The sequence below is a fragment of the Streptomyces sp. H39-S7 genome (assembly GCF_027158205.1).
Classification (GTDB): domain Bacteria; phylum Actinomycetota; class Actinomycetes; order Streptomycetales; family Streptomycetaceae; genus Actinacidiphila.
On the sequence record NZ_JAPVLU010000001.1, the window covers coordinates 19,902 to 36,272 of the forward strand.

Genomic DNA, 16,371 nt, shown 5'->3' on the forward strand with positions numbered 1-16,371 from the left:
ACTACCCGCAGGTGCCCCAGGCGCTGTTCGCCGACCCGGTTACACCACTACACGGGACATGACCCGAGGAAGCGCAGCCGGACGGGAAGCGCAGCAGCGGGTTACCCAGTGCCTTCCACCGGTCGCAGACGACGGAGGGCGAGCGCAGGACCAGCAGCCCGACCGGCAGCACCAGCCACGTTCCGCAGCAGCAGCCAAGCCCGGTCAGCAGCAGAGCTGTTAAGAGTTTCTTTACTGGATCAAGGCGGCCCGCTGACGCGGGCCGCGCGCGCTGGCGGCCCAAGGCCGCCGACGCTCCTGTCTCCGCCCCGCTCCGGCGGCCCCGGGCCGCTCAGCGCGCAAGGACAGAGAAGCGGACAACCAGGAGCAGGAAGCAACCCCGACAGCCCCACAGCAGCCCAACCAGGCCGCACCCACGACACGCAGCAGACGCAGCCGGACACCCACACGACCATGCAGCCCACGACACCGCCACCCATGAAGCCGCGGGAAGCCTGCCCAGCACAACCACCATCAGGTCCACCACCACCCAGCACCGGAGACCACGGCTGACACCACCACGCGCCGTCACGCACAAGCCCATGGATTGGCTGAACCAAGTGGAGCTACAACGAGCCTCCCGCGCCGATCCAGCCGCCGAACCCGCCTTCGTGGCTAGCGTTCGACGGCTGGCGTCCCACCCCGCTCTTCATGCGTGCCCTATGCCTTCAGTGCAGCGACCTCAACGGCTCGTTGGTGCAGGTTCCGCGCAGCCCCGTTGGTCAGGTGGGGCCTGATCCGGAGACGCATGGTGTGAAAGTGGTCGTCGCCTCGTGCTGAAGAGATCACGGCGTAATCGTCGAGGAAGGTTTCCCATGTCGCGCAGGCGGCTTCCACGTGGCCCAGTTCCAATTGCCGTTGTGCCAAGAGCCCGTTGGCGTGAACGCGGCCCTGCCGTTCCTGCGGAGGCCGGACGCGGTTGGACTGCTGCAACGCCTTCACCGAACCGGGCAGGTCACCCAGCTCGTACAGGACGTGGGAGACGTGGAACTGATAGGCAGACTGGTCGTAGCCACCCACCGCATCATTCCGCCCGTCGGCCTTAGACAGCGCCGTCTCGGTCTCAGCAAGCCGGGCGAACGCCTGCCGTCGGTCTTTGACCATCCCCGCACCGTGGGCCTGTTGTCCGGCGAGGAACGCCCGCAGGCGGGGGCCGGCCTTCGGGGAAGCTTCGGCGGCGGAGTCGGCCAGTTCCAGAGCTTTGGGACCGTGGCCCAGGTTCGATGCCTGCAACGCCATGCCGCGCAGCGTGCGGCAGTAGGTGAGGTGGTCCTCGGCGCTCCCGGCCAGGTGGAGTGCTTGCACGTAGTAGCGCTGTCCGAGGCCGTGCTCCCGCTCGTACATGGCCATCCAGCCCGTCAAATAGACCAGGTCCGACGCTGCGGCCAGCATGTCTCTCTTCACCGACTCCGACCCGTCGGCTCGGAGGTACGGCGACACGGTGTTCAGCAAGAACGCCGCCGCCATCGGCCGGGCGTGGCCGCCGCCGAGTTCATCAAGGATGTCCGCGATGCGGTCCGTCATGGTGCGGACGGTGGCAACCTCGCCGGGCCCCACCCGTATCGTGCGTCCGGCCGTGGAGGCTTCTAGCCTGCCCGAAAGATCGGTGTACCTGGGCACCATCAGCGCAGCCGAGTACAGGCCGGCCGCCAGCACGCCGCGCCGTGATGGGTCCATGTCCGCCCTTCCGAGGTCCACCAGATCCGACACCAGATCGGCACCGCCAGACTCAGTGTCGCTCCCGAATCCCGCTTCGGCGGACGTTACTGGGCGCCGCAGTCGCCGGGAGAACGCTTCGCAGATGAACGGCCTGATCTCCGGTCCCGGTAAGGAGCCCTTGAGCCAGTAGGAAACGGTCGAATCGTCGTAGGTGAGCGTCACCCCTTGCTCGGCTCCGACGCGTACGACTGCCCGCACGAGCTGGCCCCTTGTCCACTGCGCCTCCGTCAGAAGCGTGCGCAGGGCGGTATTCGGTGTGCGCGTGCGTGGTGCCATGCGATGACCTCCATCGTCGTTCACGGCATTCACGGTCCCGTCCAGCATTGCCCGTTCTCTCAGACGGCGTACCCGAGTTCACTCAACATCAGCCGCGCAACGAACAACCAGCGCACTCTCAGCCACCGCGCACCCAGCGTCTCACCGCAGGCAGTCCCGTGACCTCCGTCGCGGATCTTCAGGACGCCCCACCCACTACGGAGACGACACCATGACCGGAGACGACCACCAGACCAAGCCACCGCGTACAGCGCTCCATGCCAGTTCGACGCCGATCCAGAGGCGCGACCAGGAACTCAGCGCCAAGGCGCTCAGCCTCGCGGCCAGCGGCTGGGACACGTTCCAGAGACGGTCCGGCGAACCACACGAGGGGCAAGCATCGGGCGGTGATGCCGCATGACTGGCAGCGAGTGGGACTGGATCAAGGAAGACACCCTCGTCCTGGACACGAGCAACCATCGAGTCGGCGAGGTGCAGCAGATCGGCACTTGCTACCCGACCAGCGCGGAAGCCACTGAGTTCGCATGGTTGCGGCCACCGGGTGGCGGTGTCGAGTGGAGTGCCCCACTGTCAGCTCTCGAACCTGCGGGCGGTAACCAGTGATCCGCTCCGTGGCCGAGAAGCCACGCCATCGACGCCCGCCCTCCCCCTCCAGTGACGGCCGCACCATCGGAGCTCTCTTGATGCTCCTCAACGTGCTCGGCGCCCCCGCGGTTGCCGTCCTGCTGGTGGCGGGGCAGCCCACCGCACCACCTGCACCGAACTTCGCTGTGGCGATGCCGGACACTCCGCCGCCCAGCCTCTAGACCCCGGTCCCCGCCGATGTCTCGTACTCGGACGGGGACCGGTACCAGCGCGCCCGGCTCCAGCCACCCAGGAGTCACGGATTTCCCGACCGTGACGGCCGGAGCCGGGCGTACCCCCGCAGCACCCCGCGCGGCATCTCACCGAGCGGGCAGCATTCCAGGAAGGAACATCCCATGGCAAAGCCGCCGCCGCCCGGACCCCGCCGACCCCAAACACCGACGCCCCGGCCGCCGGACCCCTCGCCGATCCCGGCCAAGGGCCGCACCGCCGCATAGGCACGCCACCTGTAGCTCACCGACGAGACGAAGGAGACCACCATGGGATGGGGAACCGGCAAGGGCGGAAGTGGCGGTGACGGCAAACACTCCGGAGGGAAAGACCCGGGGACCAGCAAGCCATCTCCGGATGGGTCGAAGCCCGCTCCGGAGCCCAAGCACAAGGGCGGCGACAAGAAGTGACCAACACGCACCAGCAGGAGCAGGCCGCAGCCCAACGCGGCCTGCTCCGCGCGGTCTCAAACGACCTCGGTCATCAGCCGGCCCCAGAGTGGTTGGCAGCGTTCAACGCCGTACCGCGGCATCATTTCCTACCTGAGCGAATCTGGCTGGACGACGGAGACAACAGCTACGAACCGTGCGATCTGAAGAATGACACCGCACGCTGGTACACCGCCGCCTACGCGGATGTACCCGTAGTCACACAGGTCAACGATGGCGCGGAGCCCCAGGACGGTGACGTTTGGGCATCCTCCTCAGCGTCCGCGCCCTCCATCGTCTTCCGCATGCTGGAAGACCTGGACGCCCATGACGGCGCGAATGTGCTGGAAATCGGCACTGGCACCGGCTGGAGCACGGGCCTGCTCTCGCACCGACTCGGCGAAGCGAACGTCACGACTCTGGAAATCGACGGATCCGTGACCGCCAGGGCCCGCACCGCCCTCCACAACGCAGGCATGTACCCGCACGTGGTCTGCGCCGACGGGGCGAAGGGCTGGCCCTCGCGAGCCCCGTACGACCGGGTCATCTGTACCTGTTCCGTACGACGCGTGCCGCACACATGGGTACAGCAGGCCCAGCCCGGAGCCGTGATCGTCACAGCGTGGGACAACCCATGGATCACCTACGGACTCCTGCGCCTGGATGTACGCGACGGCATTGGCGAGGGCCGGTTCAGCCCCCATGGGGCGTTCATGCTCATGCGCGGCCAGCGCTCCGACCTACGCATCTATCGCGATGTCGTCCGGGACGCACACCGGCCCGCCGAGTCGCAGACCAGCTTGGCGCCGTGGGAAGTAGCCGGCCAGGACATCAACGCCCAGTTCGCGATCGGGATGCGCTTGGGCGACGTCTGGTACACCCGCCAGCAGGACCCGCATGTGGACGGCGTCATGACGCGACTGTGGGTAGCCACCACTGACGCGACCTCATGGGCCGCCATCGACTACGACGGAGAACGCGACGACCAATTCACTGTCTGGCAGCACGGCCCACGCCGCCTATGGGACGAAGTCGAAACAGCACACCACTGGTGGAGAGATAACGACTCCCCCGAACCAGACCGATTCGGTCTCACCGTCACGGCTTCCGAGCAACGAGCCTGGCTCCACAGTCCCGATGTTCCCGTAACACCCTGATCCTTGGTGCGAGGCCAATTCTTCGTGCGTCCAAGCCTCAGGCCCCCACCGGAAGACACCAAGGTGGGGGCCTGAGCGGCTTCATCGGACCAGGACGCCAACCCACCTCTTCCTCCACCTCGCGTGCCGCCGTCTCATCGGGAGTCTCGCCCTGCCCGATCAGCCCATGGGAGCTCCCAAGCCCACGCGAAGGCCACCCACTGCGCGGTCTCGTGGTCTATGGCCGAAATACCGACCCGACCCCCCGTTCAAGGTCCTCAGGGGCCATGATGGGTGTGAGTGCCCCAGTCCCTGGCATGTCCGTTCCGGACGCGCGATGGAACCCTAAGAGGGAGGGCACGGATGGCGACCAACTTTGGCCAACGAATCCGACGGCACCAGGTGGTGCGCCTTGCGGGTGACCTGGACCGTCCCCGCCAGGCGCTGTCGTGGACGCGATGATGCGCCCCGATCAGGACGGCTCGCCCCGTGACCTGTCCGGGGAGGGGCTCCTGGCTCGCCAGCGCTCGATTCTGACGTGGTGTGATCTGCATCTGATGGCCACCGCCACCCTGACCTGGCTCATGGTCGACGACACCCGCACGGTTACGGCGGCCATGGCCGAAGTCCTTGCCGACCCCGACAAGACGCAGCAGCCGCCCCGCCCAGACCATGTCCCGAGCGGACTCCAAATCTCCAGCGGCCGCTGCCCACGAGGTATCACCGGCATGGATCGTGTCGAACTCGGCCTGCATCTCCTCGCCGAGCGTACCTGTGCCGCCGCCGCGGTAACCCACCAGTTGACCGAGAGCGCCGTCCGCGTCAAGTTGCACAGCGCGCTGAAGATGCTGGCGGCCCCTTGCGACCCTCACCACCGGCAAACACTGCCCCCGGTCGTGGTCCCCGCGCCACCGGCACGCCGCAACTGGCCCGCGTCAGGCGGCGTGGCATGGGGCGTCTGATCTGCTCCGGAAGAACGTGGCGGGTCCCGGCCGAACAGGTAGGGCGCCCGGCTCGCACCGCCCTCGGGAAGCTCCGTGGGAGCAGGTCACGGTGGCAGATTTCGCAGGGCGATCGCGCAACCAGGGGCGGGTGGGCTGTGTTGCTCTCAACAGGGATCTGGCACACATTCCGTAGGTGGCCTTGGGCTGCTACGTCGGGTCGGTCAGCGGGAAGATGCGGAGCAGGTCGGCGAGGCGCAGGAGGCGCAGGGTGCGTGCGTCGGTGCAGATCAGCGAGAGGTGGCCGTGGCGTTCTTGCGAGCGGCGTCTGGCCCGGCACAGTAGGCCCAGGCTGCTGCAGTCGATGAAGGTGACGGCTCGCAGGTCCACCACGACATCGGGCCGGTGGCCTGCGGTAGCGGCGTCCAGGTGCTCGATCAGCTGGGGGGCCATGGCGAGGTCGATCTCCCCGTGCAGGGCGACCGTGGTACGGGTACCGATCGTGACACTGCAGACCGATCCATCGGGCCGATGGTCACTGGAGGACATGGCGCTCCCGGTTGTGATGTCACAACCTGGCTGCGCACGTGGCCCCCAGGACGGCACCGGTGCGGCGCCGATTGCCACCAGGGGCCAGAGTGGATTGCCCACAGTCTATGAGCCTGGCACATGCGCCCAATAGGGCCATAGGGCCCGGTTAGCCCGGATAGGTGAATGGCAAATCCGTCAGTCGGGCGAGCGTAAGGACGGGCTCTTGCCGCCCATAATCGGTTACGGAATGTGCGTCAGAGCTGCCTACTCACCTACGTAGCCAGGCGGTTGAGGTCCGTTGCCAGCGAAGGCGACCCTGATCGGTGACCATACGGTCAGGGCTTGGGGATCAAGGTGGTGTCCAAGCGGCCGTCGATGACCGCGTGAGCCAGGTCGGAGATGCGTAGGTTGTGGCTGCGGGCGTAAGCGCGCAGGGTGGCGAAGGCCCGGTCCGGTTCGGTGTTCCAGCGTTCGGCCAGGACGCCCTTCGCTTGTTCGATCACGACGCGGGAGTTGAGGGCGCTTTGCAGCTGTGCGTTCTCCAGGTGGGCATTGTCCAGGGTGCGTTGTTGGAGGATGGCGATGGTGGCGATGTCGGCCATCGCCTGCGCGAGGGCGACATCCTCGTCGGCCAAGTGGCCGGGTTCGGTGTGGAACAGGTTCAGGGCTCCGACGATCCTGTCGCGTACCCGTAGCGGGACGGCGTGGGTGACGACGAAGCCCGATTCTGCCGCCCGGACCGCGAAGTCCGTCCACTGGACAGTGGTGGCCGGGTCCGTCAGGTCGACGTTGGCCCGGGCCGTCCCGGAGTGGTAGCAGTCCACGCATGGACCCTGGGCGTGCTGCAGTGTGAACAGCTCCAGCAATTGGGTGTTCTCGTCCGAGGCTGCGACGGCCTGCAGTTCGCCATGCAGGTCGGCCAGCAGGATGCCGGCCGCCGAGACGTCGAGTAGCTCCACGCAGCGGGTCGAGAGGCGTTGCAGGAAGTCGATGACGTCGAAGTCGTCGATCAGGGAGTCGGCCAGCTCCACGAAAATCTCCATCAGCCGCATCGTGCGGGCCATACCCATCATCCCTCTCGAGTGTCGGACGACGGTGCGTCCGGATCCGGTGTGAAACGCAAGCGTCGTGCCACCACATCTGCGGCCACCTCGCGCAGCGGGCTTCCCTGGGCGTACGCGTGGGCCCGCAGCCGCAACAGTGCCTGCGCCAACGGCACCCCCAACTGAACGCTGAGCATCCCCGTCGCCTGGTGGACCTCCGCCCAATTCAGATCCACGGAACTGCTTACATCCGCAGTCGGGCGTAGTTCGGAACCGTTACCGCTCAGATACCAGGCGGTCAAAGCAGCGGCCAGCATCGAGGCATCGGAGGCCTGCGAATCCAGCAGCGGCCCGGGGACGCTGCACCGCAAGGTCAGGGCCCCGACGCGGATCGCGCCCAAGCCCAGCGGGAAGCAGAACAGGCCTCCAACCGGCAGGTCCGCTTCAGTGATCGCGGCGCGCAACGCCGGCCACTGATCCGGGCGGGCGGTGTGCAGGTCCGGGACGGTGATCGTGCAGTTCGTGCGGGCGCAATCGATTCCGGGCCCTTCCCCCAGGGTGAACTGCAAGTCCTCCAGCAGGGTACTGGCGGCGCTGTGAGACCAGAGGGGTTCCAGCCCATCACCGTCCAGGACCAACGACAGCGCCACACCGTCCACCCACAACGCGGTCGCGCACGCCGCCGCAAGGTCCCCGTGCCGCCCCAGATGCAGCCGCGTCAAGACATCCGCCATCCGGTCACCGATCATCGGCGCAGCCTCCGGTAACCCAGCACCAGCCGCACATACCCGAGCGGGTGCGGGGGCCAATGGCAACAGGCATCGGCGATGGTGGCGTAGGGCGGGAAGATTGTGGTCATTTCCACTGTGTCGAAGAGCCGACGGATGTCGGGCGCGTCGTACACCAGGCGCAACCAGCCGCCTGCGCTCACGCACTTCGCGCGGGCCGTGCACAACTCCCGCAGGGCGGTGCAGTCCATGAACGTCACCGCCCGCAGATCCACGACCAACTCCGGTCTGAGGGGATCGGCGCAAGCGCGACGAAGGACCGTCCCGAAGGAGGGGACAGTATCCAGGTCCAGCTCACCGCGCAGCTTCACGATCTGGCACCGCCGCTGTTGGACTGGCTGCTCACTCGTGATCGTCATCAGTGCCCACCTCTGGGAGTCCTCGCGTCCGACCGGACATGCCAGGGTCAAGGGCACTCACCCCCATCATGGGCCCTTCGACCCGTGATGGGGGGAATCCAAGGAAACCGAGACCAGCGCTTCACCCAGAAATGTTGGCGGGCCCACACGAGAGCCCAGACTGCCCCATCCGGGGGCTATTCGGTTTCTGCACGCGGCGACGAGGTGGGACTCGGGCTCGCCGACGCTGGCCCGCCCAAGCGAGCAAGACTGGTCCGAGCCCGACGGGAAGACGGGGCCATGGTTGGGGCATCTCCTAGATCGACGCCCAACGTGTCCGCCAACTCCCTCAACGCCTTCTCAGGGATCCGAGGTGCCTTTGCGGCCTGTTCTTCCACCCAACGGTTGATGATTTCGTCCATGTCGTCTCTGACCTGCGCTTCCTGCACTGGTTGGTGACAACATCGGTAACCCGACAACCGTCATTCCTGCCGCACGGCCCGACCGCTCTGTCCGTTTCCGGGCCGCGTGACATGCGCTTATACCTGTACGAGACACCAGACGCCGGCGAGCAGCGAGACCGCCCCGAAAAGAATGGTCAGAACCGCGCCCGCGGGGCCACCGCCCTGGGTCACCGGCGCCCGTCCCGCCGTGCGCGCCCCCGCCCAGACCAGAAGCGCCGCCCCGAACAGCGCGAAGACCATTCCGGCGAACAGTGCGGGTGTGCGCTCCATGCCCGTCCCCTTCTATATGACCTTCCGCACGGCGTTCTCGCGGCTCGCGCCGGAGACTCGCACCTCCGTACGGCGTCCGGGCGAATACCAGGTGAATGGCGGCGGACAAGCGAGCGCTACATCACATCGAGCGAGGCCCGTTTGCGATCACCGCGTTCGAAGGGCGCGTCGGTGCCCTCGGGGAAGCGACGCCTCGTCACGTTGTCCGGGGATCAACCCCCCATTCTGCCCCGGGCGGGACGGGCACTGGGGCGAACTGGAAAGATGTGCGGCGTCGACCGCAACCGCCGTGTCCGACGCCCGACGTTTCTCAGCAGGGGGAGCCACCCGCCATGTCCGACCAGAACCCGTACGGCCAGCCGCAGGACCCGCAGCAGCAGCCGGGCGCGGCATACGGCTACCCGCAGTACGGCCAGCCGCAGCAGCCCCCGCAGAACCCGTACGGCCAGCCCGGCGGCCAGCCCGGCTACGGCTACCCGCAGCAGCCGGGCATGCAGCCCGGTTACGCGCAGCCCGGCGCGTACACCGGCGACCCGGCCGCGCCGTACGGCTACGACCCCTACGGCCGCCCGTACTCCGACAAGTCGAAGGTGACGGCGGGGCTGCTCTCGCTGTTCCTGGGCGGCTTCGGCGTGGGCCGGTTCTACACCGGCCACATCGGCATGGCCCTCGGCCAGCTCTTCACGCTCGGCGGCTGCGGTGTCTGGTCGCTGATCGACGGCATCATCCTGCTGACCGGCAACAACAACACCGACGCCCAGGGCCGCGTCCTGCGTGGCTGAAACCCGTCTGCGGCCGACCGCCGGCCGGGTGCGGCGCCTCGTCTCGCACCCGGCCGCGGTCCCGCTCGCGCTCCTCGCGGGCGCCGGGTACTTGTGGACCACCAACCCGCACGAGCCGGGGCACCTGTTGCCGCGCTGCCCCTTCAACTGGGCGACGGGGCTGCTCTGTCCAGGGTGCGGTGCGACGCGCATGGTCTATGACCTGATGCACGGTGATATGTCCGGCGCCTTCCATGACAACGCCGCCCTGTTCGTCATCGCTCCGGTGGGCCTGTACCTCTACGGCCGCTGGCTGGTGGAGGGGTTGCGCGGCCGGTCGTACCGGCCGGTCGTACCGGGCCGGTACCAGGCGGTCGTCATCGGCGCCGCGTTGATCTGGGGTGTACTGCGCAATATCAATTAGCACGCATCTGATCACAATTCCATGAAGTCGGGTCGAATGATGTGACTCCCGGTAGGCGTTGCTGCCAAGATCAGGCCACGCATCGGGGGGCGGAGCACCTACGCACGTCCCGTTGGTGTCTCGTCCCCTACGCAAGGAGCCATCCATGGCCACCCCCACGCCCGACGCCCCGTTCGGTTACGACCCGCAGGGCCGTCCGCTCTCGGACAAGTCCAAGATCACCGCGGGCCTGCTGCAGCTCTTCCTCGGCACCCTCGGCATCGGACGTTTCTACACCGGCCACACCGGCATGGCCCTCGGCCAGCTCTTCACCCTCGGCGGCTGCGGCATCTGGTCGTTCATCGACGCCATCATCTTCTTCACCAGCAAGGACCGCACCGATTCCAACGGTCGTGTGCTGCAGGGCTGAGTCCCCCGCTGACCGCTCCGCCTCGGCCCGCTCCCGTTCTCCGCACGGGAGCGGGCCGAGGTGCGTTGCAGCGTCCGGACGTCCCGTCAGTCCTCGATCGGGTCCAGGAAGGCCTGTTCGACGAGGAGCCGGATCGAGTCCGGCGTACGGTCGCGCAGTATCACCGGGTCCTCCCCCAGCAACTGCGCGATGGCGTCCAGGATCCGGCCGGCCGGCAGCGTCCCGTCGCACACGCCCGCGAACCCCGCGCCGACCGTGTCGACCTTGGTGGCGCGCCGCATCCCGCGGTTGGCACGCAGCACCACGTGCTCCGGGTCCTCGGCACCCGGCAGGCCCACCTGTTCCTGCACCACCTCGTCGGCGAGCCGGAAGCGCGCTTCCAGCAGGGCCGCGTCGTCGTGGGTGCGCAGGAAGTCCTGGCGGACGAACCAGTCCTTGATGTGCGCGCCGAGCGGCTGCTCCACCGGGTGCGGCCATTCCTCGGCGGTGATCGCCGGCCGGTCCGAGCCCGACTTGCGCAGGGTGATCCAGCCGAAGCCGATGCCCTTGACCTTGCGCTGCTCGAACTCGTCCAGCCAGGCGTCGTAGCGGGCCGCGTACCGCTCGGGGTCGTCGCGGTGATCGCCGCCGTCGCGCAGCCACAACTCGGCGTACTGGGTGATGTCCTGCACCTCGCGCTGCACGATCCAGGCGTCGCAGCCGCGCGGCACCCAGCCGGCCAGCCGCTCCCGCCAGTCCTCGCCTTCGGTGTGCTGCCAGTTGGCGAGGAGCTGGCAGTAGCCGCCGTCGTTGAGGTGCGCGGCGGACTGCTGGACGAGGGTGCGGCAGAGATCGTCACCGCGCATCCCGCCGTCGCGGTACGTGAAGCGGCCCGCCGGGGAGATGACGAACGGCGGGTTGGACACGATCAGGTCGAAGCGGTCCTCGCCGACCGGATCGAAGAGGCTGCCCTGCCGCAGATCGGCCTCCGGCGCGCCGGAGAGCGCGAGGGTGAGGCGCGCGAAGTGCAGGGCGCGCGCGTTCACGTCGGTCGCGGTGACGCGGGTGGAGTGCCGGGAGGCGTGCAGCGCCTGGACGCCCGAGCCGGTGCCGAGGTCGAGGGCGGAGCCCGCCGGGTCGCGGATCGTGAGCCCCGCGAGCGTCGTGGAGGCCCCTCCGACGCCCAGCACCAGGTCCGCCCGGTCCACGCCGGGCGCCGTGCCGATGCCGGCTGCGCCGCCCACGGCGCAGCCGAGGTCCGAGACGATCCACCAATCCTCGCCGCCGTCTCCCGCGTACGGGCGTACGTCCACGGTGGCGCGCAGTTCGTCGCCGTCCCTGACCAGCCAGCCGTCGGCGAGGCACACCTCGACGGGCAGGGCGGCGCGCAGCCGCTCGTGGGCCACCGGCCGCTGCAGCAGGAAGAGCCGCACCAGCGACTCCAGCGGGCTGCCGCCGCGGGTGGCGCGCAGCGCGGGCACGGTCTCGGCCCTGGACAGGGCCGCGTAAGCGGTGGCGCCGAGCAGATCGAGGCAGCCGTCGGCGGTGAAGGCGGCGGCCCGCAGGGCGTCACGCAGCTGTTCCGCGTGATCCGGGGCGGGGAGGGGCGGGGCGCTGGAGAGGGGCGGGGTACTCACGCTTCCATTGTCGCGGAACGAGCGCGGCCCGGCGCCCTCGGAGGGGCGCCGGGCCGTGTCGGATCGCCGGGATCAGGTGAGGCGGCCGCCGACCGCGTGCGGTCGGCGGCGTGCCCCGGTCAGGTCGCGGACGGTGAGACCGGCGGGGCCGAGGCCGGTGACTTGCAGCCGGTCTGGTTGGCCATCGACTTGCCGACCTCACCCTTGCGCAGGGTGTTGAGAGCCGCCTCGGCGGTCTTGTTGGCCGTGTCCGCCTCCGCCGAGGCGGCGGTGAGGCCGTCGGCGAACTTCCCCTGGTCCGTGGTGTCGAGACCGTCCACCTTGGCCTTCACCGACGCGTAGGCGGTGGAAGCCTTGGTGAGGTCGGCGACGGTCGCCTTCTGCTGGGCCGCGCCGTCGTCGACCGGTGGCGCCCCGGCCTTGCTCACGATGTCCGCGAGCGCCTTGTACGCCTCGGAGATCTGCTCGAAGGCCGCGGAGTCCGCCGCCTTCACATCCGCGGGCTTGCCGTTCTTGTCGACCTTCGTGATGGCCGTGTTCGCGTCGTTGATCTGCTTGGTCTGTGCCGAGGCCTGGTCGCAGACGGTCTTCGCCCAGGCGTCCAGCTGGTCGTTCGAGTCGTCGCTGCCGCATCCCGTCAATGCCAGGAGCAGAGCGGCACCGGACAGCGCGCCCACGAGCTTCTTCTTCACCGGTTGTGTCCCTTCCATGGCTCTACGGCCCCGGAACTTACACGCCAAATGGGTGTCGACCACGAGTCCGAAGGACGATTCATCCTTTGATCAAGCCATTTGTACCAAGGAACAGGCGGTGTCGCCGCTCACGAGCACGGCGGCGGGCGGCACCAAAAGGTGCCGCCCGCCGCCGTTCTGACGTGACGTCGGTCCGGATCAGGGAGTCCGGATCAGGTGCCCGGATCCGTGGGTCCGGGCCGGTTAGGAGACCGACGCCGGATCGGCCGAGCGTTCCGGCGTCGAGGCGTTGTTGCCGTCCTCCATCGCGATGCCACGCCGCTTGGAGTTGTAGACCGCGCCGACGATGATGGCGATCGAGACCACCGCGACCGTGATGCGGACCGCGAGGTTCGCGTCGTCGCCGTACGAGAACTTCACCACCGCCGGGGCGATCAGCAGTGCCACCAGGTTCATCACCTTGAGCAGCGGGTTGATCGCCGGGCCGGCGGTGTCCTTGAACGGGTCGCCGACCGTGTCACCGATGACGGTCGCGGCGTGGGCCTCGCTGCCCTTGCCACCGTGGTTACCGTCCTCGACCAGCTTCTTGGCGTTGTCCCAGGCACCACCGGAGTTGGCCAGGAACACCGCCATCAGGGTGCCGGTGCCGATCGCGCCGGCCAGGTACGAGGCGAGCGATCCGACACCGAGGGAGAAGCCGACCGCGATGGGTGCGAGGACGGCGAGCAGGCCGGGGGTGGTCAGCTCGCGCAGCGCGTCCTTGGTGCAGATGTCGACGACTTTCCCGTACTCCGGCAGTTCGGTGCCGTCCATGATCCCTGGGTGCTCGCGGAACTGCCGCCGCACCTCGTAGACGACCGAGCCCGCGGAGCGCGAGACGGCGTTGATGGCGAGGCCGGAGAAGAGGAACACGACGGCCGCGCCGAGCAGCAGCCCGAAGAGGTTGTTCGGCTGCGAGATGTCGAGGCTGAGCCATCGCAGGTCCGACGGGGAGATGTGGGCTCCCGCGACCGCGGTGTCGATCGCCTCCTTGAACGCGCCGAAGAGCGCGGTGGCCGCGAGCACCGCCGTGGCGATGGCGATGCCCTTGGTGATGGCCTTGGTGGTGTTGCCGACCGCGTCCAGGTCGGTGAGCACCTGGGCACCCTCGCCGTGCACGTCCCCGGACATTTCGGCGATGCCCTGGGCGTTGTCGGAGACCGGGCCGAAGGTGTCCATGGCCACGATCACGCCGACGGTGGTGAGCAGGCCGGTGCCCGCCAGGGCGACGGCGAACAGCGCGAGCCACACCGAGGTGCCGCCGAGCAGGAACGCCCCGTAGACCGACAGCCCGATCAGCACCGCCGAGTAGACCGCCGACTCCAGGCCGATGGCGATGCCGGCCAGGACGACGGTGGCCGCGCCGGTCAGCGAGGACTTGCCGATGTCCTGGACGGGACGCCGGCTGGTCTCGGTGAAGTAGCCGGTGAGCTGCTGGATGAGCGCGGCGAGGACGATGCCGATGGCGACCGCGACGAGCGCGAGGACGCGCGGGTCGCCCGGGTGGGCGGCGATGTCGGCCGGGACGCCCTTCAGCTCGGCGTAGGTGGCCGGCAGATAGAGGTAGACCGCCACGGCGACGAGCACCATGGAGATGACGGCGGAGATGAAGAAGCCGCGGTTGATGGCGGTCATCCCGCTGCGGTCGGAGCGGCGCGGCGCGACCGCGAAGATGCCGACCATCGCGGTGAGCACGCCGATCGCGGGGATCAGCAGCGGGAAGGCCAGTCCGGCGTCGCCGAACGTCACTTTGCCCAGGATGAGTGCGGCCACCAGGGTGACGGCGTAGGACTCGAAGAGGTCGGCGGCCATTCCGGCGCAGTCACCGACGTTGTCGCCCACGTTGTCCGCGATGGTCGCGGCGTTGCGCGGGTCGTCCTCGGGGATGCCCTTCTCGACCTTGCCGACCAGGTCGGCGCCCACGTCGGCGGCCTTGGTGAAGATGCCGCCGCCGACACGCATGAACATCGCGAGCAGGGCCGCGCCGAATCCGAAGCCCTCCAGCACCTTGGGCGCGTCGGCCTTGTAGACGAGCACGACGACCGAGGCGCCCAGCAGGCCGAGGCCCACCGTGAACATGCCGACCACACCACCGGTGCGGAAAGCGATCTTCATCGCGCGGTGCGAGACATCGGTCAGATCCGCTTTCGGCTCACCGGGCGCGGGCGTGGCCGCCCGGGCGGCCGCGGCCACGCGCACATTGGCGCGCACCGCCAGCCACATGCCGACATAGCCGGTGACCGCCGAGAATACGGCGCCCACGAGAAAGAACACCGAACGGCCGATTCGCTGCGAGGTGTTGTCCGAAGGCAGCAGCATGAGCAGGAAGAACGCCGCTACGGCGAAGATCCCCAAAGTGCGGAACTGCCGGGCGAGATAGGCGTTCGCGCCTTCCTGCACGGCAGCCGCGATGCGCTTCATGCTGTCGGTGCCCTCGTCCGCCGAGAGCACTTGACGTACCAGCACTCCGGCGAGCGCCAGTGCCGCCAGTGCGACCACCACGATGATCAGTACGAGATTCCGGTTGCCGTCGGTCAGTACCGGCCCGGCGGCCAGTGCCTGAGCGATGTCGTGCGTGTGAGGGGTAAGTGGCCCCGCCATTCGTCCTCCTTGACGTTTGGCGCATGGGCGCGCGGCTCCTGCGACTCCCACAGCCGCGACGCTCAGCGAGCTGAGCAAAGATGGACGGATTGTAGGGAGCGGGACTAGATCAAAACAGTGCGCGGGATCAGAATTCGCCTGTGTCGAGGAAGCCGGAATTCCCCACCGGCGCGTAAACCACCGAATGCGGTGAACAATCGGGCGCGGGGGAGGCGGCGCGGGGGGCACGGAGGCGACGCGGCAGGACGCGAGGACGGCGTCGGGGCAGCGCGACGGGCGTGCGTGGCGGGCGTGCGTGGCGGCCCACCGGGCGCCGGGGCGCGGGGCGGCCGTTTCACCCGCCGCGGTTGGGCTGTTCGGGTGAGGCGCGACGGGCAGTCATCGCGGAACGCACCCGGGCGTGTCGAGGCGCTTCGGGACGCGTGGGTTCCTGAGCCGGGGCATGCGGAGGCTCGGGGTGGGTCCTGAGGAGCGGTGCGTGTCCTAGGGGAGCACGGCAACAGGTGCCGTCGGCCAGCTCATGCGGATGATCCCGCCGTGCTCGCCCACGGTGACCTCGACATCGTCGACCAGGCCGCTGATGACGGCCAGGCCCATCTCGCCCTCTTCGTCGGACTCGTCGGCGCCGGACCCCCGGGCCGACGGGACGGAGCCCGCCGGCGAGCCCGGTGACTCGTCGCCGACCTCGATGGAGAACTTCTTCTCCTCCTCGGTCAGCAGGACCCGCACGGGCCGGTCCACGCCGTTGCTCAGGTGCAGGCCGACAGCTCGACTGCACGCCTCGCCCACGGCAAGCCGCACCTCGTCAAGGACTGCCTCGTCCACCCCCGCCCGGCGCGCTACCGCAGCCGCTACGAGCCGTGCGGTACGCACGTGCTCGGGCTGAGCGCTGAAGAGCAGTTCTACGGTGGGCATGGCCTCCCCCTCGCTCCTATGGGTGGGCATCACAGGGGACCGGGCGACGAAACCGCCCGGTACCCCCGTCCTGCGACGATCGGGAT

General features: G+C 68.6%; 18 protein-coding genes. 7 read left to right on the forward strand and 11 right to left on the reverse strand.

Annotated features, from left to right (window positions below):
* Window positions 1–699 precede the first annotated feature (699 nt).
* The gene (locus O3X23_RS00075; RefSeq protein ID WP_269268892.1) at window positions 700–2,034 is read right to left on the reverse strand and encodes a hypothetical protein; all 1,335 of its coding nucleotides are present in this window, start codon (window positions 2,032–2,034) and stop codon (window positions 700–702) included.
* A 211-nt stretch (window positions 2,035–2,245) separates the two neighbouring features.
* Here O3X23_RS00075 and O3X23_RS00080 point away from each other — a divergent pair, with 211 nt between their 5' ends.
* The 3 genes from O3X23_RS00080 to O3X23_RS00090 all read left to right on the forward strand — a co-directional run bounded on the left by O3X23_RS00080 (window position 2,246) and on the right by O3X23_RS00090 (window position 4,474).
* On the forward strand, window positions 2,246–2,434 hold the full coding sequence (locus tag O3X23_RS00080; RefSeq protein WP_269268893.1) for a hypothetical protein: 189 nt from the start codon (window positions 2,246–2,248) through the stop codon (window positions 2,432–2,434).
* Window positions 2,435–2,717: 283 nt separating this feature from the next.
* Complete coding sequence (locus O3X23_RS00085; RefSeq protein WP_269268894.1) at window positions 2,718–2,840, forward strand: hypothetical protein; 123 nt, start codon at window positions 2,718–2,720, stop codon at window positions 2,838–2,840.
* Window positions 2,841–3,295: 455 nt separating this feature from the next.
* Window positions 3,296–4,474, forward strand: a complete 1,179-nt coding sequence (locus tag O3X23_RS00090) for a methyltransferase domain-containing protein (protein ID WP_269268895.1) — start codon at window positions 3,296–3,298, stop codon at window positions 4,472–4,474.
* 37 nt (window positions 4,475–4,511) lie between these two features.
* Here O3X23_RS00090 and O3X23_RS00095 read toward each other — a convergent pair whose 3' ends face one another.
* Window positions 4,512–4,637, reverse strand: a complete 126-nt coding sequence (locus O3X23_RS00095; RefSeq protein WP_443047667.1) for an NUDIX domain-containing protein — start codon at window positions 4,635–4,637, stop codon at window positions 4,512–4,514.
* A gap of 265 nt (window positions 4,638–4,902) precedes the next feature.
* Here O3X23_RS00095 and O3X23_RS00100 point away from each other — a divergent pair, with 265 nt between their 5' ends.
* Window positions 4,903–5,415: a hypothetical protein gene (locus tag O3X23_RS00100; protein ID WP_269268896.1), complete on the forward strand. Its 513-nt coding sequence runs from the start codon at window positions 4,903–4,905 to the stop codon at window positions 5,413–5,415.
* Between the two features lie 189 nt (window positions 5,416–5,604).
* On the opposite strand, the gene O3X23_RS00105 is transcribed toward O3X23_RS00100, so the two are convergent.
* The 5 genes from O3X23_RS00105 to O3X23_RS00125 all read right to left on the reverse strand — a co-directional run bounded on the left by O3X23_RS00105 (window position 5,605) and on the right by O3X23_RS00125 (window position 8,828).
* A complete protein-coding gene (locus O3X23_RS00105; protein WP_269268897.1) occupies window positions 5,605–5,943 on the reverse strand; it encodes an STAS domain-containing protein in 339 nt (112 codons plus the stop codon).
* A 317-nt stretch (window positions 5,944–6,260) separates the two neighbouring features.
* A complete protein-coding gene (locus O3X23_RS00110; protein WP_331283862.1) occupies window positions 6,261–6,989 on the reverse strand; it encodes a GAF and ANTAR domain-containing protein in 729 nt (242 codons plus the stop codon).
* 5 nt (window positions 6,990–6,994) lie between these two features.
* A complete protein-coding gene (locus O3X23_RS00115; protein WP_269268899.1) occupies window positions 6,995–7,717 on the reverse strand; it encodes an ANTAR domain-containing protein in 723 nt (240 codons plus the stop codon).
* Window positions 7,714–8,115, reverse strand: coding sequence for an STAS domain-containing protein (locus O3X23_RS00120; RefSeq protein ID WP_269268900.1), 402 nt, complete (start codon window positions 8,113–8,115; stop codon window positions 7,714–7,716). The genes O3X23_RS00115 and O3X23_RS00120 overlap by 4 nt, the downstream gene beginning before the upstream one ends.
* 518 nt (window positions 8,116–8,633) lie before the next feature.
* Window positions 8,634–8,828: a hypothetical protein gene (locus tag O3X23_RS00125; protein ID WP_269268901.1), complete on the reverse strand. Its 195-nt coding sequence runs from the start codon at window positions 8,826–8,828 to the stop codon at window positions 8,634–8,636.
* A gap of 332 nt (window positions 8,829–9,160) precedes the next feature.
* Here O3X23_RS00125 and O3X23_RS00130 point away from each other — a divergent pair, with 332 nt between their 5' ends.
* From O3X23_RS00130 to O3X23_RS00140, 3 genes are all read left to right on the forward strand, one after another.
* A complete protein-coding gene (locus O3X23_RS00130) occupies window positions 9,161–9,610 on the forward strand; it encodes a TM2 domain-containing protein (protein WP_269268902.1) in 450 nt (149 codons plus the stop codon).
* Window positions 9,603–10,013: a DUF2752 domain-containing protein gene (locus O3X23_RS00135; protein WP_269268903.1), complete on the forward strand. Its 411-nt coding sequence runs from the start codon at window positions 9,603–9,605 to the stop codon at window positions 10,011–10,013. The genes O3X23_RS00130 and O3X23_RS00135 overlap by 8 nt, the downstream gene beginning before the upstream one ends.
* 145 nt (window positions 10,014–10,158) lie before the next feature.
* A complete protein-coding gene (locus tag O3X23_RS00140) occupies window positions 10,159–10,422 on the forward strand; it encodes a TM2 domain-containing protein (RefSeq protein WP_138357097.1) in 264 nt (87 codons plus the stop codon).
* 86 nt (window positions 10,423–10,508) lie between these two features.
* On the opposite strand, the gene O3X23_RS00145 is transcribed toward O3X23_RS00140, so the two are convergent.
* The 4 genes from O3X23_RS00145 to O3X23_RS00160 form a co-directional block, all read right to left on the reverse strand.
* Complete coding sequence (locus tag O3X23_RS00145; RefSeq protein WP_269268904.1) at window positions 10,509–12,038, reverse strand: DUF7059 domain-containing protein; 1,530 nt, start codon at window positions 12,036–12,038, stop codon at window positions 10,509–10,511.
* A gap of 119 nt (window positions 12,039–12,157) precedes the next feature.
* Entirely contained in the window at window positions 12,158–12,730 is a 573-nt protein-coding gene (locus O3X23_RS00150; protein ID WP_331283863.1) for a small secreted protein, read from the reverse strand.
* A gap of 243 nt (window positions 12,731–12,973) precedes the next feature.
* The gene (locus O3X23_RS00155; protein WP_269268906.1) at window positions 12,974–15,370 is read right to left on the reverse strand and encodes a sodium-translocating pyrophosphatase; all 2,397 of its coding nucleotides are present in this window, start codon (window positions 15,368–15,370) and stop codon (window positions 12,974–12,976) included.
* Between the two features lie 483 nt (window positions 15,371–15,853).
* Window positions 15,854–16,285: an ATP-binding protein gene (locus O3X23_RS00160; protein ID WP_269268907.1), complete on the reverse strand. Its 432-nt coding sequence runs from the start codon at window positions 16,283–16,285 to the stop codon at window positions 15,854–15,856.
* Between the last annotated feature and the right edge of the window lie 86 nt (window positions 16,286–16,371).